Here is a 21,551-nt window from a genome sequence, read left to right on the forward strand (position 1 = left end):
TCTGATGCTAACGGAAATCAGGTTAATACAGATTCTAATTATGTAACGATTGAAATGTATGTATCACCAAGTGAAGGATCACCTTTCATTTATAATTTGGCTACAGGATTCAATACATGGTGTACACCATACAATTTATATGTTTCATTAAATGATGGAGCGGTATTGATGTCAGGAGATGAAATGATCAATGCATTAAATGTTACAGCAAGTATAGATGTAGCAGGAGAAGGAAAGATCTGTCCACAAGGTGAAGTATTCAACATGAAATCATATACAACATCAAATGGAACAAACTATTCATATGCTGAATATGTACCAGCAGAGGATGATAAAAAGAATGCTTTAGTAATCTGGTTACATGGAGCAGGAGAAGGTGGAAAAGATCCATATATAGATATATTAGGAAATGAAGTAACAGCACTAGCAGGAGAACAGTTCCAAGGATTATTTGAAGGAGCATATATTTTAACACCACAAAGTCCAACAATGTGGATGGATGATGGAACAGGAGCATATCAAAATGGAGATAAAGGATCATGTTATGCAGACAGCTTATTTGAAATGATCGATGCATATGTAAAAGCAAATGATGATATTGATCCAGATCGAGTAATCATCGGAGGATGTTCAAACGGTGGATATATGACGATGGAAATGATATTAAAACATCCAGATTATTTTGCAGCAGCATATCCAATCTGTGAAGCATACCAGGATCAATATATAACAGATGAACAAATCGAAGCAATAAAAGATATGCCAATCTGGTTTACATATGCAAAAAATGATGGAACAGTAAATCCAGGATTATGCAGTGAAGCAACGATCGAAAGATTATTAGCAGCAGGAGCAACAAATGTACATGTATCAGCATTTGAAGATGTACATGATACAACAGGAAGATTTACAGATTTAGAAGGAAATCCATATCAATATGATGGACACTGGTCATGGACATATTTTGACAATAACGAATGTTATGATGAAAATGGAGTAAATGCATGGCAATGGTTAGCTAAACAAACTAAAGCTGTAGATGTAAATCCAGATGTAATTGAACCATCAGTATCTGATTCTAATAATTCAATTACAACAGGCGATGATGTTAACTTTGCCGGTTTAGGTATGTTGATCATGTTGACAGCTGCAGGAGTTTATGTTACAAGAAAAAGAGTTTAATTAAACAAAAAAGCTAGATTAATCTAGCTTTTTTAGTATTATAAGAAAATTTAATTTGTATTTGATTCTAAAAATTTTACTTCTATTTCATATGAATCACTAATTCCAGGAATAGCATTTAAATATTTTTTTATTGTGCTTTGTGTTTTAGTTGCAGCTTCACTTAATAAGCCGTTTTCGATTGCTTCTTCTGCTACGGTTTCTTTTTGTTTTTTTGCAAAAGCAGTATAATCAGATATTGAAATAGGATTAAAAACGTTTTTGGTTTCATCGTAGACTTCAATGCTGTTTTCATCTATTTCATTACTTAAGATTTCAATTTCTGGAATAGAAACTATAATAGTATTGTTTTCAATTGATATTTTTATTTTATCCATTTTAATACCAGCTTTTAATTTACCATTATATGTAATTAAAAAACTTTTTTGAGTTAATGGGATATCCCAGCCATTGAATTTAAGATTATCTGAAAATTTACCAACTTTAGTATAATTGTATGACATTGTAGCTAATTCTTCAATTTCTTGTAACTGCTGAGTCAAACCAGTTGCTGTAATTTTTGGTTCATCACTGCCACTAGCAAATCTTGTTCCAGCATAGAAAATAAGTATTGCTACTAGTAAAATCGCAATTATACCACCGATTGCTTTTTTTGTTTTACCTAATGTATCTAGTATTTTCATATCATCACCTTAGAAACATTATAACATAATTCGACAATAATTTAATAAAATAAAAAAGCCCAAGGCTTTTTTATTTTACGATTGTTCCATATACTTCTCTACCACAACCAGCTGCATTAGATTCATCTGTATCAATATGCATTGCTGTAGCATAATTTTCACTTACACGACAAACCACATCACCAAAAATTAATGAACGACCTTCAGTATCGATTTTAACACTAACGATTTCCTTATCTTCAACACCAAATTCTTTAGCATCAGCAGGTGTCATGTGAATATGTCTTTTAGCTGCGATTACTCCACAAGGAATTTCAACTTCACCAGCAGGACCGATTAATTTACAACCTGCAGTTCCCTCAATATCCCCAGATTCTCTAATTGCCGCTTGAAGTCCTAATGAACGAGCATCTGTTAAAGATAATTCAACTTGAGTAGCACTACGTGTAGGACCTAAAACAGACATTTTTTGTTCTCCTTTAGTACCAACGACAGTTACTTTTTCAACACATGCAAATTGTCCTGGTTGTGAAAGATCTTTTTTGTTTGTTAATTGATATCCTTTTCCAAATAATGTTTCTAAGTCTTCATTTGATAAATGAATGTGTCTTGCAGAAGTTTCAACGATAAATTTTTTAGCCATAATTATTCTCCTTTTTCCTTTATATATATTACTCTTTTTATGACTGTTTTCAAGAATTTTGTAATAAATTGAAAAAAAAATAAAAAATTTAAAAAAAATTATTAAAAAAATTTATTAAAATAGTAAAATTATATTATCACAAGACATAAAATTTATCATTTTTAAGCCCAAAAAGGTTGTTTTCAAAGGTTTTATTTCAAAAAATATCAAAAAATTTAGTAAAAAGCTAAAAAGTAATCATCTCTTTACACAATTGTCTAAATAGTGTATTATGATTCTACATTAAAAGGGGGAACCTATATGAAAGAGAATGAAAATCTAGGATTATATGACAAATCTTTTGAACATGACAATTGCGGGATTGGTGCAGTTGTTAATATTAAAGGGGTTAAAACTCATCTTACCGTTAGTAATGCCTTAAAAATTGTTGAACAATTAGAACATCGTGCTGGTAAAGATGCAGCTGGTGAAACTGGTGATGGAGTGGGAATCTTGACGCAAGTACCATACAGCTACTTTAAAAAATCAATTACGCAATTTACATTACCACAAGAAGGAAAATTTGGAGTAGGAATGTTATTCATGCCAACGGATGAACACCTTCGAAATCGTGTTAAAAAAATGTTAGAGACAATTGTTTCTAAAGAAGGGATGGAATTTATTGGATGGCGTGAAGTTCCAACTGTACCTAAAGTATTAGGAAAAAAGGCACTTGATGCAATGCCTTCGATTTGGCAATGTTTTATAAAAAAGCCCCATGGGGTTGGAAAAGGTATTCAATTTGATAGAATGCTTTATCAAGTACGAAGAATATTTGAACAGAGTAATTTTAATGATACTTATGTATGTTCTTTTTCATCACGAACAATTGTATATAAAGGAATGTTTTTAGTAGGACAATTACGTTCATTTTTTAAGGATCTTCAAGATGAAGAATATAAAAGTGCAATAGCATTAGTACATTCACGTTTTTCTACTAATACTATGCCATCTTGGCAAAGAGCGCATCCAAATCGTTTCATTGTTCATAATGGGGAAATTAACACGATCAAGGGAAATGCCAATAATATGTTATGTCGTGAAGAAATTATGAATACAGATTTATTAGATACTAATAAAGTGTATCCTGTTGTTGATATCAACGGTTCAGATTCCGCAATGTTAGATAATACTTTAGAATTTTTAGTAATGTCAGGTATGGAATTGCCTCGTGCGGTGATGATGTGTATTCCTGAACCATATGATAATGATAAAAGTATGTCACAATCTAAGAAAGATTTCTATGAATATAACTCAACATTAATGGAACCATGGGATGGACCTGCTTCAATTCTATTTAGTGATGGAGAAGTTATGGGGGCAGTACTTGATCGTAATGGACTAAGACCATCACGGTACTATATTACTCGCGATGACTATTTAATTTTGTCTTCAGAAGTAGGAGCATTAGATATTCCTGCTGAGGATATTGTTGTAAAAGATCGTTTACGTCCAGGTAAAATGTTATTAGTGGATACAAAAGCTGGTAAATTAATTGAAGATGATGATTTAAAGGAAAGCTATGCACATAAACAGCCATATGGAGAATGGCTAGAAAGTAATTTGATTAAGTTAAAAGATATGCGGATTCCAAATGCTCGAGTAGAGAGATATCAGGGAGATGAGTTAACTAAATTACAAAAAGTTTATGGCTATAGTTATGAAGATGTCAACACATATATCAAAAAGATGGCGCTTGATGGTAGTGAAGAAGTTGTAGCTATGGGTAACGATTCACCACTTGCAGTATTATCAAAACAGCATCCCCCACTATTTAACTATTTTAAACAGTTATTTGCGCAGGTTACTAATCCACCAATCGATGCGATTCGTGAAGAAATTATTACATCTACAGCATTATGTATTGGGACAGAGGGAAATATTTTGACAGATAATGAGAAAAATTGTCGGTTATTAAAAATTGATCATCCAATCTTAAGTAATACAGATCTATTAAAAATCAAGAATATCAAAAAAGAAGGTTTTAAAGTAGCCGTTTTATCAATTCTATATTATAAAAATACCTCACTTGAAAAAGCTTTGGATAAATTATTTGTCGAGGCTGATAAAGCATATCATGCTGGAGCTAACATTTTAATTTTATCAGATCGTGGTGTTGATGAAAATCATGTTCCAATTCCTTCTTTGTTAGCAGTTGCTGCAATGAATCAACATTTAGTAAATACTAAAAAAAGAATGTCAGTGGCTTTGATCTTGGAATCAGGAGAACCGCGTGAAGTTCATCACTACGCAACTTTGATTGGATATGGAGCTAGTGCAGTTAATGGCTATTTAGCTCAAGATACGATTTTTGAGCTAGTTGATGAAGGTGTGCTAGATAAAGATTACTATGCTGCTGTTGAAGATTATAATGATGGTATTTTGCATGGAATAGTTAAGATTGCTTCTAAAATGGGGATTTCAACAATTCAATCATATCGTGGTTCACAAAATTTTGAAGCAATTGGTCTAGCTAAAGATTTTGTTGATAAATATTTTCCTAAAACAGTAACTAGAATAGAAGGAAAGACAATCAAAGATATCGAAGATGATGTTGATTATCGTCATAGTAAAGTTTATGATCCTTTAGGTTTAGATGTTGATATTACATTAGATAGTCGTGGTGATCATAAAGAACGCAGTGGTAAAGAAGAACACTTGTATAATCCGCAGACTATTCATAAATTACAATTAGCTACTCGTAATGGTGATTATAAATTATTTAAAGAATATTCAGCGATGATCGATGAAGAAGGAAAAGATTTAAATCTTCGTGGTTTATTGCAATTCAAGAAAACTAAAGCTATTTCAATCGATGAAGTAGAAAGTGTCGATAGTATTGTTCAGCGTTTTAAAACAGGAGCAATGTCTTATGGATCAATTTCTAAAGAGGCTCACGAAACAATGGCAATTGCAATGAATCGTTTGAAAGGTAAATCAAACAGTGGTGAAGGTGGCGAAGATCCAGAACGTTTTATTCCTGATAAAAATGGTGATAGTAGATGCTCAGCGATTAAACAAGTCGCTTCAGGACGCTTTGGGGTTACTTCTGAATATTTATGTTCAGCTAAAGAAATACAAATCAAGATGGCTCAAGGAGCTAAACCTGGTGAAGGGGGACAATTACCAGCAGGTAAAGTCTATCCATGGGTTGCTAAAACTCGTCATAGTACGCCAGGAGTAGGGCTTATTTCACCACCACCACATCATGATATTTATTCAATTGAGGATTTAGCACAATTAATTTATGATTTAAAGAATTCTAATAAAGATGCTCGAATTTCTGTTAAATTAGTATCTGAAGCTGGTGTTGGTACGGTAGCTGCTGGGGTTGCAAAAGCGGGAGCAGGGGTTATTTTGATTTCTGGTTATGATGGAGGAACTGGAGCAGCGCCTAGAAACTCAGTGTATAATGCAGGATTGCCTTGGGAACTAGGGTTGGCTGAAGCTCATCAAACTTTAATTATGAATGATTTACGGGGTCGCGTAGTTTTAGAAACAGATGGAAAACTAATGACTGGTCGTGATTTAGCGATTGCAACCTTATTAGGAGCAGAAGAATACGGTTTTGCTACAGCTCCTCTTGTAACAATGGGATGTGTAATGATGCGTGTTTGTAACTTAGATACATGTCCAGTAGGTGTAGCTACCCAAAACCCAATCTTAAGAAAACGGTTTACTGGAAAGCCTGAATATGTTGAAAACTTTATGCGTTTTATTGCTCAAGAGTTGCGAGAATACATGGCTCAGCTTGGTTTTAAAACAATTGATGAAATGGTTGGACGTAGTGATTTATTAGAAGTACGCCAGGGTGTTAATAATATTGATTTATCACGAGTTATTAATAATCCATTTACAAAAGCTAAAGAAACGCATCATAATCCAAAAAATAGTTATGATTTTGAATTAGAAAAAGTTAAAGATACAACAGTTTTATTAAAAGAATTTAAAGTTGCTTTAGAAAATAATCAAAGCAAAGAGATTCATGTTGATATAACTAATATAGATCGAACATTAGGAACACTATTTGGATCAGAGATTACAAAACGATATAAAGATACTTTAGATGATGATACATTTAAAGTAAACTGTTATGGTTCTGGAGGACAAAGTTTTGGTGCCTTTATTCCAAATGGTTTAACATTATCACTTCATGGTGATAGTAATGATTATTTTGGTAAAGGATTATCAGGTGGAAAGTTAGTAGTAGTCCCACCAGAAAATTCAAATTTTAAAGCTGAAGAAAATATAATTGTGGGAAATGTTGCTTTATATGGAGCAACATCTGGTGAAGTATATATTAACGGTGTTGCTGGTGAGCGTTTTGCGGTAAGAAATTCTGGAGCAACTGCTGTTGTTGAAGGTGTTGGCGATCATGGCCTTGAATATATGACAGGGGGTCTTGTAGTTGTGCTTGGCGAAACGGGACGAAATTTCGCAGCCGGAATGTCTGGCGGAATTGCTTATGTCTATGATCCAAACAATCGCTTATATGCTCGTATTAATAAAGAGCTAGTATCATATACTACAGTGACTAGTAAATATGATGAAGAAGAATTAAGAAGAATCGTTCAGAAACATTATGATCACACTAGATCTAATGTTGCTAAGAAGATTTTAGATAATTTTGGTGAACAAGTATCATTATTTAAAAAAGTTGTACCACACGATTATAAACATATGATTGAGTTGATTAAATATTATGAAAAACAAGGCTTGAGTAGTGAACAGGCTAAAGTTGAAGCATTTAACGAAGCTAGAAAGGGGGCATAACCATGGGTAAACCAACTGGATTTTTAGAAATTGACCGTCAAGTAAGCAAAGCGGTTGAACCAAAGAAAAGAATTCAAAATTTTAATGAGTTTCATAAGCATTTAAGTAAAGATGAACAGGCTTGTCAAGGAGCGCGTTGCATGGATTGTGGTGTACCGTTTTGCCAGTCTGGAAAAGAACTAGAAGGTATGGTTTCTGGCTGTCCGTTAAATAACTTGATTCCTGAATGGAATGATCTTGTTTATCATAATAATTATAAACAGGCACTAAGCAGATTATTAAAGACTAATAATTTTCCTGAATTTACTTCAAGAGTATGTCCAGCATTGTGTGAGACAGCTTGTACATGTGGATTAAATGGTGAACCTGTAACTGTTAAAGAAAATGAACATGGGATAATTGAGGATGCGTATGCTAAAGGTTTGATGAAACCTTGTCCACCAACTCATCGTATTGACAAAAAAATTGCAATTATTGGATCAGGACCTGCAGGTCTAGCCGCAGCTGATCAATTAAATAAGCGCGGTTATCAAGTAACAGTTTTTGAACGTGATGATCGAATAGGGGGATTATTAATGTATGGTATCCCTAATATGAAATTAGAAAAAAGTGTTATAGATTGTCGCATCAGTATCATGAAAGCTGAAGGTGTTACTTTTAAAACTAATTGTGCAATTGAAGATAGAAAACAGGTTAAAGAATTATTAGATAATTTTGATCGCGTAATTTTAGCTTGTGGTGCTCGTAAACCGCGAGATATTGATGTTCCAGGGCGTAAAGGTAAAGGAATCTTGATGGCTGTTGATTATTTAACGGCTGTAACTAAGTCTTTATTAAATAGTGATTTAAAAGATAAAAATTTTGCTTCTACAAAAGATAAACATGTACTTGTAATTGGTGGGGGAGATACTGGTAATGATTGTGTTGGTAGTGTGATTCGTCTAGGCTGTAAAAGTGTTACTCAATTAGAAATGATGCCTGAATTACCTGAAATTAGAAGTGAGAATAATCCTTGGCCACAATGGCCAAGAATCAAGAAAACAGATTATGGTCAAGAAGAAAGTATTGCTGTTTTCAATCAGGATCCACGTATTTATCAAACTACTGTTAAAGAGTTTGTTTTAGATAAAGATGGACATGTAAAACAAGCGGTAATTGTATCGTTGGAGCCAAAGGAAAATAAAACAACTAAACGGGTAGAAATGGTACCTGTAGCTGGTAGTGAAAAAGTTATTCCTGCTGATTTAGTTTTAATTTCAGCTGGATTTGTGGGATGCGAAGATCATGTTGCTAAAGCGTTTAATGTTTCTTTGAATTCTCGCGGTAATGTTGTAAGTAATCAAAGTTATCAGACGAATATTAAAAATTTATATGTTGCAGGTGATATGCGTCGTGGTCAATCTTTAGTTGTTTGGGCAATTAGAGAAGGCCGAGAAGTTGCTAGAGCTGTAGATATAGATTTAATGGGATATAGTAATTTGTAATTATAAAAATGTCTGTATTTCTTACAGACATTTTTACTTTTATGTTAAAGATGAGATAAATTTATTGCTGCTTAATGGTAAAATTTTATGGAAATCATTTCTATTTAGAGAAGTAGCAATAAATGGGATATTTGTAGTAGAAATAGCATATAATTTTTTACATTTTAAATGAAAGATCGTGTATGGCTTTGTTATTTTATGGAATATCCTAACGATCACATTTCATTAAGTTTACTTGTAAAAAGCAAGAACTATAATCTAATGAATTTAAACTTTACGATAATGTTAAGTTATTGTTGAATTTATATTTATGAAAAGAAGATAATTTGATAAAGCTTAGTATTTAAAAAGATGTAATTCTAATATAGTTTATCTAACTAAGCTAAGAATTACATCTTTTTATTTTTTTATAGTGTTGGAGCGCTATATACGCGATTAGCTAATTCGCTATCAAGCATGTATAATCCTTTAGGATCATTTCCAAATAAATCAAATTTAGTAATCATATCATTAGCATTAGTTTCTTCTTCACCTTGTTCTTTAACAAACCAGTCAAGGAACTGCATCGTTCTAAAATCTTTGATTGAATAAGCAGCATTATAAAGATTATGAATTAAACTAGTTACATATTCTTCATGTTCTAATCCTTCAACCAAAGGATCTTTTAGAGCATTAAGATTTTTATCAGGTTTGTCAATAGCTTCTAAGATTACTCTTTCATTATTGTTTTGTAAATATTGAACAAATAACATCGCATGATCTCTTTCTTCTTGAGCTTGGATATTATACCAATTTGCAAAACCATCTAATCCTTTATCTTTATAGAAATTTGCGAAATCTAAATAAAGATATGCAGAATAAAATTCTTTATTAACTTGATCATTTAATAATTCAACTATTTTTTTATCTAACATTTTATTACCTCCTACCATAAATAGTATAAACTTAAATTTAATTAATGTTAATAGAAAAATGTAAAAAAATGATCTATTATTGATTAGAAACATTTGTAGTTAATGTAAGATCAGCTGTTTTGATATAAAATATTATCTAATCTGATTAGTGCATTTATAATCGAATAAAATTGTTGTAATTTGTCGACTTAAAGAATCTTAAATATATAATAAAAGATTTTTAATTTATAAATGTTAATGTTATAATAAACCATGAAAGAGGGTGTATTTTGATGCCGATTGTTTCTGCAATTACATTTAATTTAAGTTCGATATTTAATGTGGTTAGAACAATTATTGATTTAATTTTAGTCTGGTACGTTATTTATGTGCTGATTTCCATGATGAGGCAAAATATGCGGACAATGCAGCTGTTTAAAGGTGTATTGCTGATTTTAATTTTGAAAATGTTCACGAGTTTATTAGGTTTAAGTGCAATGGACTATTTAGTTGATACTGTACTTACCTGGGGAGTGATTGCTGTTATTATAGTATTTCAGCCCGAAATTAGAGGACTGTTGGAAAAAATTGGAAGAACAAAATTAGAGATAAAGCATGATAATTTGACAGATGATGAAAAAGAGCGACTAATGGATGAATTGGTGAGTGCTATTACTAAGTTGTCGGAGGATCAAACTGGAGCGCTGATTACGTTTGAAAGAAAGCATTCTTTAATTGATTATATTAATACTGGTACAAAAATAAATGCTGATATAAAAGCGGAATTATTTACGACAATATTTTGGGAAGGCACACCGCTACATGATGGCGCAACGATCATAAAAGATGATCGTGTGGTTTGTGCAGCAGCTTTTTATCCTCCGACAAATCAGGAATTAAGTCCATTATATGGAGCAAGACACCGAGCAGCATTAGGAATTAGTGAAATAACAGATTCTTTAACAGTTGTTGTATCTGAAGAAACGGGAACGATTTCATTTGCAACTGATGGAAAATTACGGAAAATTCCTCGTAAAGAGTTACGTGCTTCTTTGGTTAATGAGCTGGATTGGTTTAATACAAAAGAAAAGGATGGTGAAAAAGATGTCAAAAAAGGATAATCAAAAACCATCAATAAAAAAAGATTCTACAACTGACTTTTTTTTAAATTTTATAACTCGTCAGAAATCAGAAAATAAAAAGGACGATAAACCAGTAGTTAATAAGGTTAATGAAGATTCATTTAATGTAAAAGATAAAGCTTTTGGAATAGTTTACAAAACAGTCAATTCTTTAAATGTTTTTTTAGATCGGATGTTACAATCCAATCTTTCAATGAAAATTTTATCTTTTATTATGGCAATAGTATTACTGTTTACAATAAATGGAAGTATAAATAATATTTTTTCTACCCCTAATGGTGGAGATTACATTAACGATGTAAAAATTGATGTTCAAGGGTTGCAGGATGATTATGATGTTGTAGGTTTACCAACGACTGTAAATGTGGCTTTAGTAGGTCCATCATTAGATATTTACACTGCCAAAATAGCTAAGAATTATAAAATTATTGCTGATTTCTCTGGACTTGGAGAAGGTGATCATACTATCGAGTTAAAAAGTGAGGGCTTTTCTAGCAACTTGCAAGTAATGATCGTTCCGCAAACTGTAAATGTTAAAATTACGCAAAAAATTACAGAAACATTTGAACTGGGTTATAATTTCATTAATGAAGATGAGATGGATAATAAATATTCTGTTTCTGTAGAATCTATGGAACATGAACAAGTTGAAGTTCGTGGTTCGCAAGATACGATCGGTAAAATAAATGCAGTTAGAGCAGCGATTGATTTGAAGGGAGTTAAAGATGATTTTGAAAAAGAAGCAAAAATATATGCGTATGATCGAAGTGGTAAAAAACTTGATGTTGAGATAATTCCTGATACAGTTAAAGTTCAATGTGCGGTTTCTTCATATAGTAAAGAGGTTTCGATTATTCCCCAATATACAGGACAATTTGAAAGTGGATTTGGTTTAGAAAGCCTTACTTTATCTAAAGATAAAGTAAGGATATATGGTAAAGAGGAGTTACTTAATAGTATTGATAGTGTATATGTTACAGTCGATATTTCAGGATTAAGCAGTGATAAGAGTTATACTAAATTAGCAATAACCGGAACCGAAAAAATCAATAAGCTAGCATTTGATACAGTCGATGCAACTTTGCGTGTTTCACCCGCAGTGAAAAAAACAATAACAGATATCCCAATTAATATAATTAATAATGAAAATAATTATAAAGTGACTTTTGCTGATGGACAAGATAAGGTTTCTGTTGAAGTAGAAGCTGTGGAAGAGGAGTTGAATGATGTATCAATTACAGATTTTAATGCAATAATTAACTTGGAAGACTTGAAAAGTGGTACTAATACTGTTAAAGTAGATTTAACTTCGAATAAAGGGTACTTGAGCTATAAATTAGTCTCACCTGAAAAAATAACAATTACTTTAAGAAAATAGGAGGAAAAAGTAATGGGTAAGTATTTTGGAACAGATGGATTTAGAGGGGAAGCAAACGTTGACTTAACTGTTGAACATGCTTATAAAGTAGGGCGCTATCTAGGATGGTACTATTCTCAAAACGGAAAAGCTAAAGTCGCTATTGGTAAGGATACTAGAAGAAGTTCATATATGTTTGAATATGCTTTAGTATCAGGACTTACAGCAAGTGGTGCAGACGTTTATTTATTACATGTAACTACGACACCTTCAGTTTCGTATGTAGTGGCAAGCGAAGATTTTGATTGTGGAATTATGATTTCAGCTTCACACAATCCATATTATGATAACGGAATAAAGATATTAGATGGTAATGGGCATAAAATGGATGCTAAAATTGAAAATCTAATTGAACAGTATATAGATGGATTGATTGATGAATTGCCATATGCAACAAAAGATGAAATAGGATGTGCTTTAGATTACTCAATGGGGCGAAATCGTTATATTGGCTATTTAATGTCTATTCCAACGAGAGCATTTAGAAATTATCGAGTTGGACTGGATTGTGCCAATGGAGCAAGTAGTGCAATTGCAAAAAGCGTTTTTGATGCTTTGGGAGCTAAAACATATGTAATCAATAGCGATCCCGATGGTTTAAATATCAATACTAATTGTGGTTCAACGCATATTGAAGTATTACAGCAATATGTTAAAGAAAATGCTTTAGATATTGGTTTTGCCTATGATGGTGATGCTGATCGTTGTATTTGTGTTGATGAGTTTGGGCGCGTTGTTAATGGTGATTTAATTTTATATGTTTGTGGCAAATATTTAAAAGATCACGGAGAATTAGCTAATGATACGGTCGTTACAACGATCATGTCTAATTTAGGTTTATATAAAGCATTTGATAAAGAAGGAATTAAATATGAAAAAACTGCAGTTGGTGATAAATATGTTAATGAAAATATGGTAAAAAATGGTCATGTATTAGGCGGCGAACAATCTGGACATATTATTTTTTCTAAACATGCAACAACAGGTGATGGAATTTTGACATCATTAAAAGTAATGGAAGCTGTAATTGAAAGTAAACGAACAATTGCACAATTAATCGAACCAGTTACAATTTATCCTCAATTGATGAAAAATGTTCCTGTTCGTGATAAAAAAGAAGCACAAGAAGATCCTGATGTAAAGGCTGTAATTGCAGAAGTGGAAGCAGCTTTAGGGGATAATGGTCGGGTCTTAGTTCGTGAAAGTGGAACAGAGCCAGTAGTTAGAGTCATGGTTGAAGCTGATAGTGATGAAAAGTGTTTGGAAAATGTAAGTAAAATCGTTAATAAGATGAAGGAAAAGGGATTTGTTATAAAAAGATAAAATAACATAATATCACAAAATATTGCCATATAATATGGCAATATTTTATATATATTAAAAGTGAGGTGAAATACATGCAATTTAAAATAAATATAATCGATGATGAAAAAAATTTAAATGATTTAGTAAGAACCTATTTGGAAAAAGAAGGCTATATTGTGTATTCATTTTATACATATGATGAAGCATTAATGCATAAAAATGATGATGTTCACTTATGGCTGATTGATATTATGTTAGATCGATCAAGCGGTTTTGAATTATTTAATGAGATAAAGAGTATTCGTCCGAAGATGCCAATTATTTTTATGTCAGCTCGTGACCAGGAATTTGATCGAATTATTGGATTAGAAAAGGGGTCTGATGATTATATTACGAAGCCTTTTAATATTAAAGAGGTTATTTTAAGAATTAATAATTTGATTAAACGTTCATATGATGATCCTTCAAAAATCAAGATGGATGGTTATGATATTGATTTAGAAAAAAGAAGAGTTTTTTGTCAAAATGAAGAAATTGTTCTAACGACAAAAGAATATGATTTGTTAGTGTATTTTATTACTAATAAAGGATTAGCTATTTCACGTGAACAAGTTCTTAATAAAGTTTGGGATGAGAATTACTTTGGTAGTGATCGTGTTGTTGATGATACTTTGAGAAGACTTAGAAAGAAAATGCCAGAGATTAATGTTCGTACGATATACGGATTTGGCTATCGTTTAGACTAATGTTAAAGAAATTCTCGCTACAAAAGCAATTAATTATTATTTTTTCATTGATAGCTTTAGCTGTTTTAGTAATATTAGTTCCCCTTATCAATAAAAATTTAAATAATTTAATTGATAATCAAATGTTTCAAGCATTAGAAACAGCACAGCGAGGCTATATTGATTATGGATATAGTCCAATTGAAAAATCATCAGATAAACAAATTTATCATATGAAATATGATGTTCAAAATAACGTATTAATTCCATCGACAAATATAACGTATAAAGAAGCTGAAAAGATAAGTTATGTTTTTAGTAATTATTTATATGAAATGATTGATAATGACAAAGAGAAGATTCAAGAAAAAGGTGACTTTTCTGGAACTACTGTTTATTTTCAAATAGCAAAAGAAGATGCGAATACTTATATTGTTTCTTTAGTTTATAGTGATTACTCAGCTAGCTTGATTTCGGCAATTAGACAGCAGATTATAAATATATTATATATTTCATTTGCAATTATTAGTGTAGTTATCTTTCTTTGGGTCAGCAGTTTAATAAAACCTTTAAAAGCAATTAGAAATTATATAGAAGATATAAGAAATGATAAAGAGAGTGAATTAAAAATAGATCGTGGCGATGAAATTGGCATTGTTTCTAAAGGACTTGTGGTAATGAAAGAAGAAATTGATCGTCAAAGCAAAACTAAAGAAGAAATGATTCATAATATTTCTCATGATCTAAAAACACCGATTGCTTTAATTAAGTCATATTCACAAAGTGTTAAAGATGATGTTTATCCATATGGTGATAAGGACTCATCAATGGATGTTATTATTGAGAATGCTGATCGTTTAGAAAGTAAAGTTAAAAGTTTATTGTATTTAAATCGTTTGGATTTTTTAGGTGATAAAAATATTGATAAAGAAGTAGATATGAAAGCTTTGATTGAACATATAACAGTTCAATTACAAGGAATGCATCCGGAAATTGAAATAGAAACAGATCTGGCGTTTGTTTCTTTTAAAGGGGATGAAGAATGTTGGCGTATTTGTGTAGAAAATATTATTGAAAATGCATATCGTTACGTTAATAGTAAAATAAAAATAACTTTAAAGCAAAATTATTTAGAAATATATAATGATGGTGAACCAATTGATAATGAAAATATTGATGCTTTGTTTAAACCATATGAAAAGGGAACTAAAGGACAGTTTGGTTTAGGATTATCAATTGTCTATAAAACATGTACAATGTATGGGTACACTGTAACAGCAGAAAATAAAGATGTTGGTGTTAGTTTTATTATTGAAAGAAATTTAAATGGATAGCTTAGGCTATCCATTTTATGTTATGATAATTATGTATGGAGGAAGTGGATGGAATTATTATTTAAGCAAAGACTTTTTTATGGTTTTACAGTTATGATGCCAATGATTTACATATTGGTATAATTAAAGAAGAAATATTAACGGTTTTATCAAGATTTAAGATGTTTTTTATATTCTATAGATGTAGTTGATTTATTACCTCCATTATTGATTATTTTAGCTATCGATGTGTAAAAATGCTCAGAAAGGAATTATTAAAATGACTACTGATAAAAATAATTTTGCCCATGGCAGTGTTGTTCGTCATATTGTTAATTTAGCAGGGCCAATGATCGTTGCACAGCTTATCAATGTTTTATATAACGTAATTGATCGAGTTTATATAGGACGAATACCAGGTGTTGCAACTCTAGCAATGGGTGGTCTAGGATTATGTTTGCCTTTAATATCTATTATTATTGCTTTTGCAAATTTATTTGGGATGGGTGGAGCACCACTTTGTTCAATTGCAAGAGGGCAAGGTAAAAATCAAGAGGCAGAAGAAATAATGGCAAATTCATTTGTTTTATTAGTTATCTTTGGAATCGTTTTAATGGTCATTGGTTTTGCTTTTAAAGAAAATTTATTATGGTTGTTTGGAGCTAGTGAAAATACAATAAGTTATGCTAACGAATATATGAGTATATATCTATTAGGAACGGTGTTTGTTTTAATTGGTTTAGGTATGAACAGTTTTATTAATAGTCAGGGTTTTGCCAAGATTGGAATGTTGACAGTACTAATAGGAGCTGTAATTAATATTATTTTAGATCCAATTTTTATTTTTTCTTTCAAATTAGGTGTTCAGGGAGCTGCCCTAGCGACTATCATTTCTCAATTTATTTCTGCTTTTTGGACTTTATATTTTTTAACCGGAAATAAAACAATACTAAAGTTAAAAAGAAAAAATATGTTTTTACAGAAAAAATATGTAACAAAAATATTTTCTTTAGGAATGGCAGGGTTTATGATGGCCATCACTAATTCTATTGTAACTATTGTTTGTAATGCAACATTACAAACATACGGTGGAGATTTATATATTGCAATCATGACAATTATTAATTCAATTAGAGAAGTTGCCTCTTTACCAGGACAAGGTATGGCCAATGCTTGTCAACCAGTATTAGGTTATAACTATGGAGCTAAAGAATATACCCGGGTACTACAAGGAATCAAGTTTGTAACTTTAAGTGCCTTATCAATGATGCTGGTACTTTGGTTTGCAATAACAGTTTTTCCTGATTTATTTATTAAAATATTCTCTCATAATCAAGAAATAATTAAGGATGGGATAAGAGCATTAAGACTATATTTCTTTGGCTTTTTTATGATGGCTTTTCAAATGGTAGGACAGGCAGTAGCGGTTGGGTTAGGTAAAGCAAAGCAGGCTATTTTCTTTTCTGTATTTAGAAAGGTTATTATTGTTGTCCCGTTAACAATTATTTTACCAATTTACATGGGTGTAGATGGAATTTTTATCGCAGAAGCAATTAGCAATTTTATTGGTGGTGGTGCTTGTTATATTACAATGTGGCTAACGATCGGTAGAAATTTAAAAAAACAAGTTTAATAATTTTTAAGTATAAACCAGTTTTTGTGATAAAATCTTAATATTATTTATTAAATGATACTGTATTTATTAATAAATTATTTAATATTTTATTATTACTTTATTTATGATAATATATAAAGTAGTAATAACAAGATTGTGGGGAAGAAAAATTATATGGTTAAAATAGGGATAGTAGATGATGAACAAATATTTTGTGAGATGATAAGAGACATTTTATTGCAAAAATTTGATGATATAAATATATATACATATAATTCAGTAAAGCAGTTAGATGAGGATTTTGATTTTATATTAATGGATATCAATATGCCAGATACTGATGGGATTGAATATGCTAAAAAGAATGAAGATAAAAAAATAATATTTGTAACTTGTCATGATAGCAGGTGTAGAGAAGCATTTGGACCAAATATTTATGGATTTATTGATAAAGGTAATTTAGAGACAGAATTAGTTGAAAATATTTCAAAAATGATTGCGAGAATTGAAAAAAATCGTATTACAGTTGAATTTAAAACAGGTAGAGAAAAAATTAAGATAAAAATAAGCAAGATCATATATTGTACATATCTAGGAGATATGTACACTGCTATAACGATCGATAATAAACAAATAGTAATAAAAAATAAATCTTTTAAGGAAGTATTAGAAATTTTAGGTGATGATTTTATAAGAATCAGTCGAAGAACAGCTATCAATAAAAATAAAATCTCTAATATATCTGATAAAGGTATTTATTTAAAAGGAGAAAAAAGATTATTAAATGTAAGTCGGCGACAAAGAAAGATAGTATTAAAAGCTTTTTTTGAGAGTTTTATGAATGATTGATTAAATGATTTTATTATAACGATTACCATTTAATTGTATTTTTGACCGTTAGAACAGGGAAGCAACAATTCCCTGTTTTTTTATGTTATAGTGTAATAAAGAAGGGGAATGATGTAAAAAAATTAGCGATATAAATAGTGAATTTTTAAATTATAAAAATTAAAGATTGTCATTATAAAATGTATAGTTTATAAATATTTAATTAATTAGATAAGTTAGGAGGCGAAATATTTATATCATAATTATTAAATAGCGAAGTATGTATAATTGTAATAGGTAACTATATAATAGAATATTTGTGAGTATACAAAAGATAGATTTTTATTACATATTGATAAATTACGAAGTATATCGTTAATATTATTTTTATTATCCCATAATACGAGGAGAAATGGGTAGAACGATTTAAAATAATATATTTAAAATAGTAGATAGGTGAGTGAATTTATGAAAGTTAAACTTATAAATAAAAAGGTGGCGATAGGATTATTGCTTATATTACTGATTGTTGGTATTAAAATCTATAATAGTATGCCTGCAAATGAAATTGATAAAAGTTTATGTCACTTTCAATATGGTGTTCGTTATGGTCTTGATGCTCCGGATAATAAGCATACTGTGATGGTAGATATATGTAAAGAAGATAAAAGTAGTAATGTATCATATATAAAGGGAGATTTGGCGGTTTCAAAAGATCGTGTTTATCACGTTTTAAAAACTATTTATTGGCAAAAAGTAGCAAGCAGTGAAGTATCAAATGGTTTAGATGGTGACGACTATTGGGAAATGTGTGATGTTGAATGGATAGATAATCAACATATTCAAATCAATGGTAGAGTTGTTGATATTTATAAAGGTTATGATTATCGTGATAAGAAAAACTGATGATAATTAAACAGATAGAACATAATTTCTATCTGTTTTTGATAAAACATAAAGAGATGATAATGTTAATAATTAATAAAAATTGATAATATTTTATTTAATGGTTAAATAGTTTTTATTGTTAGTAATATCGTTATTGAAATTGTATTTTTTGGGATTTGACTTATTATATTTTTAATAGAAAATAATTTTATATTAATATGTCGAAGGATAGCTATTAATAAAAATAAAATTTCTAATGTATTTAGATAAAGGTGTTTATTTAAATGGAGAAAAAGATTATTTAATGTAAGTTGGCGACAAAAAAGATAGTATTAAAGGCTTTTTTGAAAGTTTTGTAAATGATTGGTTATATAACGATTACCGTTTAATTGTATTTTTGACCGTTAGAACAGAGAAGCAACAATTCTTTCTTGTTTTTATGTTATAGTAGAAGTATAGAAGTGATTATATAAAAAATTAATATAAACTATGGAATCAAAGAAGGTTATTATAGTTACTACTGTAGGATCTTTGAAAGCTGAAGATTTAATTAATCAATCAGATAGTTAGGAGGTAAAATATTTATAATATCAAGATTTATTAAATAATAAAGTATATATAGCTATGATAGTGACTGTTATAATAGTAAATCTAAAAATAAATTACTTTATTTTTGGTTTACGATAAATTATAAAAAGAAGTAAAATATATTATCACTAACCTGCTATATGTAGCATTAATAACATTGATATGTTTAAAGACTAAATTTTTTAAATATGATGATGTCATTGTAAATTATGAAAAAATTTAAATAATAATTAATTACTTGTTCAATTAACTAGAGCAGATACCTTACAATATTAAACCAACAGATCATGTTTACCTAAAAACTTGACCTATTCTATTATTATAGTAGTTAGCGGTTATTCTGGATTCCCTAGTTAGGCTGTTGAAGCATGGATAACTGCTGAAAAAATTTTATGAAGTATATGATTCAACGGGATATTTCTTGGATACAACAAAAACAGAAGCAAAAATTAATGGAAAAAGGCAATTGGTGGATACACAAAAAGGAAACTATACTACATTATATCCTGGATAATAATTATCTTAATTAACGGGGAGATTACAAATGAAAATTTATAAGAAGGTTGAATTTTATATATTATTAATTTTAGGTGTCACATTTATAATTTTGATGTTTAAAAAAGCTTTATTGGAAGCAATAGTTCTCATGTTTTTGTTTATTTCGATGGCTATTAAAGATATATGTATTAATGTAAAATTAGATATAGATAATGAAAGAGTTAGAGCAGCTGTTTGGGTTTTATTTAATGATATACTTGGTATATGTTTAACAATTTATAACTTTATTTTTGGGGAGCTTATTATAGGGATAGTGTTAATAATTTTTATTTTGGTAATTACTTATCAAAGTATCATGATTTTAAAAAAATAAAGTAATGATCAAAAAATCTTATAGAATAATATTAATTAAATCAATCATATCTGTTTTATCATAAACAGATTAAGAAAATGGGGTGAAAAGCGATGAAAAGACAACTGATTATTTTATTGGGAGTTTATGTTGTATTTATGATTAGCGGTTATTTTTGGTGTTTATTAAAAACAGATTCTATTAATCTAATAGAAGTTTTTGTCAAAACGGCTTTATGGTCTATTTTAGGATATGGTTTGTGGTTTATACTAGTTATTTTAGATAGAACTAAAGTTTTAGGTAAATTGATTAATAAACTTGATGTTTTTACACCATATATTTTATATGGCTATTTAATTTGTTTTTTGGTTGAAGCATTTATTGGACTTTTAATGGTTGTTTTCTTTAAGCGTTTTGATTATTCGTATACTTATTTTGCGATATTAACTGTCTTACATGCGACAAAGCTTTCTAAAAAGATAATTGATCGTTATCACTATAGCTAATGACATAATGAGGGAAAGATTGTCAAAAATTTATGATTTTAATAGATATGTTTTATAGTTTAAATAATGATTTGTTATTATTAGGGGAATGATCTTGAATTGGTATTTATGGATTAATAAAAAAGAATAAATGATTTAAAACATCTTCTTATTGACAGAAGATGTTTTAATTTGTGATATTTTTAGTTAATGATATAATCTAAAATTGTTGTGATATAATAAGTAAGTTCATGAATAGTTAATAATAAAAAAATATACTATGACATAGAAATTGGGGTGCTTATATGAAAAATAAATTTTATCAATTTATGCAAGGTAGATATGGTAGTGATCAATTAAATAGTTTTTTAATTATTATCAGTATTATTTGTTTTATTATTAATATTTTTATTAGTAATATTGTTATTGAAATTGTATTTTTGGTAATCTGGTTTATTGTACTTTTTAGAATGTTCTCTAAAAATATATATGCAAGAAATCAGGAAAATGAAAAATATTTAAATTTTTTAAGTCCTTTAAATCGTTATTTAAGACTTAAGTTGATGAATCAGCAAGAACCAACACATAAGCACTTTGCTTGTCCTAAGTGTAAACAAATGGTAAGAGTGCCTAAGGGGCATGGAAAGATCGTAATAACATGTCCAAATTGTAAAAATAAATTTGAAAAGAGAAGTTAA

General features: G+C 29.8%; 17 protein-coding genes. 14 read left to right on the forward strand and 3 right to left on the reverse strand.

Annotation, left to right across the window (positions count from 1 at the left end):
* The coding region (locus tag BR82_RS14935) for a carboxylesterase family protein (protein WP_034863803.1) at positions 1-1,182 on the forward strand (1,182 nt) is incomplete at its 5' end.
* A 50-nt stretch (positions 1,183-1,232) separates the two neighbouring features.
* Here BR82_RS14935 and BR82_RS0100760 read toward each other — a convergent pair.
* Together BR82_RS0100760 and BR82_RS0100765 are read right to left on the reverse strand one after the other, a co-directional pair.
* The gene (locus tag BR82_RS0100760) at positions 1,233-1,865 is read right to left on the reverse strand and encodes a DUF4230 domain-containing protein (protein ID WP_027088581.1); all 633 of its coding nucleotides are present in this window, start codon (positions 1,863-1,865) and stop codon (positions 1,233-1,235) included.
* 70 nt (positions 1,866-1,935) lie between these two features.
* Positions 1,936-2,508 (reverse strand): phosphate propanoyltransferase, encoded by a 573-nt coding sequence (locus BR82_RS0100765; RefSeq protein ID WP_027088582.1) that lies wholly within the window; start codon positions 2,506-2,508, stop codon positions 1,936-1,938.
* A 300-nt stretch (positions 2,509-2,808) separates the two neighbouring features.
* Here BR82_RS0100765 and gltB point away from each other — a divergent pair, with 300 nt between their 5' ends.
* Both gltB and BR82_RS0100775 read left to right on the forward strand, forming a co-directional pair.
* A complete protein-coding gene (gene gltB / locus BR82_RS0100770) occupies positions 2,809-7,320 on the forward strand; it encodes a glutamate synthase large subunit (protein ID WP_027088583.1) in 4,512 nt (1,503 codons plus the stop codon).
* A 2-nt stretch (positions 7,321-7,322) separates the two neighbouring features.
* On the forward strand, positions 7,323-8,804 hold the full coding sequence (locus BR82_RS0100775) for a glutamate synthase subunit beta (protein WP_027088584.1): 1,482 nt from the start codon (positions 7,323-7,325) through the stop codon (positions 8,802-8,804).
* Positions 8,805-9,211: 407 nt separating this feature from the next.
* Here the strand turns inward: BR82_RS0100775 and BR82_RS0100780 are convergent, their stop codons facing one another.
* Positions 9,212-9,718, reverse strand: a complete 507-nt coding sequence (locus tag BR82_RS0100780; protein ID WP_027088585.1) for a ferritin — start codon at positions 9,716-9,718, stop codon at positions 9,212-9,214.
* 272 nt (positions 9,719-9,990) lie between these two features.
* Between BR82_RS0100780 and cdaA the strand changes: the two genes are divergently transcribed.
* From cdaA to BR82_RS0100845, 11 genes are all read left to right on the forward strand, one after another.
* Complete coding sequence (gene cdaA / locus BR82_RS0100785; protein WP_027088586.1) at positions 9,991-10,818, forward strand: diadenylate cyclase CdaA; 828 nt, start codon at positions 9,991-9,993, stop codon at positions 10,816-10,818.
* On the forward strand, positions 10,802-12,217 hold the full coding sequence (locus BR82_RS0100790; RefSeq protein WP_027088587.1) for a CdaR family protein: 1,416 nt from the start codon (positions 10,802-10,804) through the stop codon (positions 12,215-12,217). The genes cdaA and BR82_RS0100790 overlap by 17 nt, the downstream gene beginning before the upstream one ends.
* 12 nt (positions 12,218-12,229) lie before the next feature.
* Complete coding sequence (glmM, locus tag BR82_RS0100795) at positions 12,230-13,579, forward strand: phosphoglucosamine mutase (protein ID WP_027088588.1); 1,350 nt, start codon at positions 12,230-12,232, stop codon at positions 13,577-13,579.
* A 74-nt stretch (positions 13,580-13,653) separates the two neighbouring features.
* A complete protein-coding gene (locus BR82_RS0100800) occupies positions 13,654-14,307 on the forward strand; it encodes a response regulator transcription factor (RefSeq protein ID WP_024721790.1) in 654 nt (217 codons plus the stop codon).
* A complete protein-coding gene (locus BR82_RS0100805; RefSeq protein ID WP_027088589.1) occupies positions 14,307-15,620 on the forward strand; it encodes a HAMP domain-containing sensor histidine kinase in 1,314 nt (437 codons plus the stop codon). The genes BR82_RS0100800 and BR82_RS0100805 overlap by 1 nt, the downstream gene beginning before the upstream one ends.
* A 259-nt stretch (positions 15,621-15,879) precedes the next feature.
* Complete coding sequence (locus BR82_RS0100815) at positions 15,880-17,232, forward strand: MATE family efflux transporter (protein ID WP_027088590.1); 1,353 nt, start codon at positions 15,880-15,882, stop codon at positions 17,230-17,232.
* Between the two features lie 156 nt (positions 17,233-17,388).
* Positions 17,389-18,063, forward strand: coding sequence for a LytR/AlgR family response regulator transcription factor (locus BR82_RS0100820; protein WP_027088591.1), 675 nt, complete (start codon positions 17,389-17,391; stop codon positions 18,061-18,063).
* 447 nt (positions 18,064-18,510) lie between these two features.
* Positions 18,511-18,948, forward strand: a complete 438-nt coding sequence (locus tag BR82_RS0100825; protein ID WP_027088592.1) for a hypothetical protein — start codon at positions 18,511-18,513, stop codon at positions 18,946-18,948.
* A 1,114-nt stretch (positions 18,949-20,062) separates the two neighbouring features.
* Complete coding sequence (locus BR82_RS0100835; protein WP_027088593.1) at positions 20,063-20,389, forward strand: hypothetical protein; 327 nt, start codon at positions 20,063-20,065, stop codon at positions 20,387-20,389.
* 92 nt (positions 20,390-20,481) lie between these two features.
* Complete coding sequence (locus tag BR82_RS0100840) at positions 20,482-20,874, forward strand: hypothetical protein (RefSeq protein ID WP_027088594.1); 393 nt, start codon at positions 20,482-20,484, stop codon at positions 20,872-20,874.
* Positions 20,875-21,158: 284 nt separating this feature from the next.
* Entirely contained in the window at positions 21,159-21,551 is a 393-nt protein-coding gene (locus tag BR82_RS0100845; RefSeq protein ID WP_027088595.1) for a hypothetical protein, read from the forward strand.

Source organism: Thomasclavelia saccharogumia DSM 17460, from assembly GCF_000686665.1.
Taxonomy (GTDB): Bacteria; Bacillota_I; Bacilli_A; order Erysipelotrichales; family Coprobacillaceae; genus Thomasclavelia; species Thomasclavelia saccharogumia.

What these genes read in the sequence shown, in the direction of transcription:
- cdaA (WP_027088586.1), top strand. Translation starts at nt 9,991, where the DNA reads ATGCCGATTGTTTCTGCAATTACATTTAATTTAAGTTCGATATTTAAT.
- gltB (WP_027088583.1), top strand. Translation starts at nt 2,809, where the DNA reads ATGAAAGAGAATGAAAATCTAGGATTATATGACAAATCTTTTGAACAT.
- BR82_RS0100835 (WP_027088593.1), top strand. Translation starts at nt 20,063, where the DNA reads ATGAAAATTTATAAGAAGGTTGAATTTTATATATTATTAATTTTAGGT.
- BR82_RS0100790 (WP_027088587.1), top strand. Translation starts at nt 10,802, where the DNA reads ATGTCAAAAAAGGATAATCAAAAACCATCAATAAAAAAAGATTCTACA.
- BR82_RS0100825 (WP_027088592.1), top strand. Translation starts at nt 18,511, where the DNA reads ATGAAAGTTAAACTTATAAATAAAAAGGTGGCGATAGGATTATTGCTT.
- BR82_RS0100765 (WP_027088582.1), bottom strand. Translation starts at nt 2,508, where the DNA reads ATGGCTAAAAAATTTATCGTTGAAACTTCTGCAAGACACATTCATTTA.
- BR82_RS0100840 (WP_027088594.1), top strand. Translation starts at nt 20,482, where the DNA reads ATGAAAAGACAACTGATTATTTTATTGGGAGTTTATGTTGTATTTATG.
- BR82_RS0100775 (WP_027088584.1), top strand. Translation starts at nt 7,323, where the DNA reads ATGGGTAAACCAACTGGATTTTTAGAAATTGACCGTCAAGTAAGCAAA.
- BR82_RS0100800 (WP_024721790.1), top strand. Translation starts at nt 13,654, where the DNA reads ATGCAATTTAAAATAAATATAATCGATGATGAAAAAAATTTAAATGAT.
- BR82_RS0100805 (WP_027088589.1), top strand. Translation starts at nt 14,307, where the DNA reads ATGTTAAAGAAATTCTCGCTACAAAAGCAATTAATTATTATTTTTTCA.
- BR82_RS0100845 (WP_027088595.1), top strand. Translation starts at nt 21,159, where the DNA reads ATGAAAAATAAATTTTATCAATTTATGCAAGGTAGATATGGTAGTGAT.
- BR82_RS0100780 (WP_027088585.1), bottom strand. Translation starts at nt 9,718, where the DNA reads ATGTTAGATAAAAAAATAGTTGAATTATTAAATGATCAAGTTAATAAA.
- glmM (WP_027088588.1), top strand. Translation starts at nt 12,230, where the DNA reads ATGGGTAAGTATTTTGGAACAGATGGATTTAGAGGGGAAGCAAACGTT.
- BR82_RS0100820 (WP_027088591.1), top strand. Translation starts at nt 17,389, where the DNA reads ATGGTTAAAATAGGGATAGTAGATGATGAACAAATATTTTGTGAGATG.
- BR82_RS0100815 (WP_027088590.1), top strand. Translation starts at nt 15,880, where the DNA reads ATGACTACTGATAAAAATAATTTTGCCCATGGCAGTGTTGTTCGTCAT.
- BR82_RS0100760 (WP_027088581.1), bottom strand. Translation starts at nt 1,865, where the DNA reads ATGAAAATACTAGATACATTAGGTAAAACAAAAAAAGCAATCGGTGGT.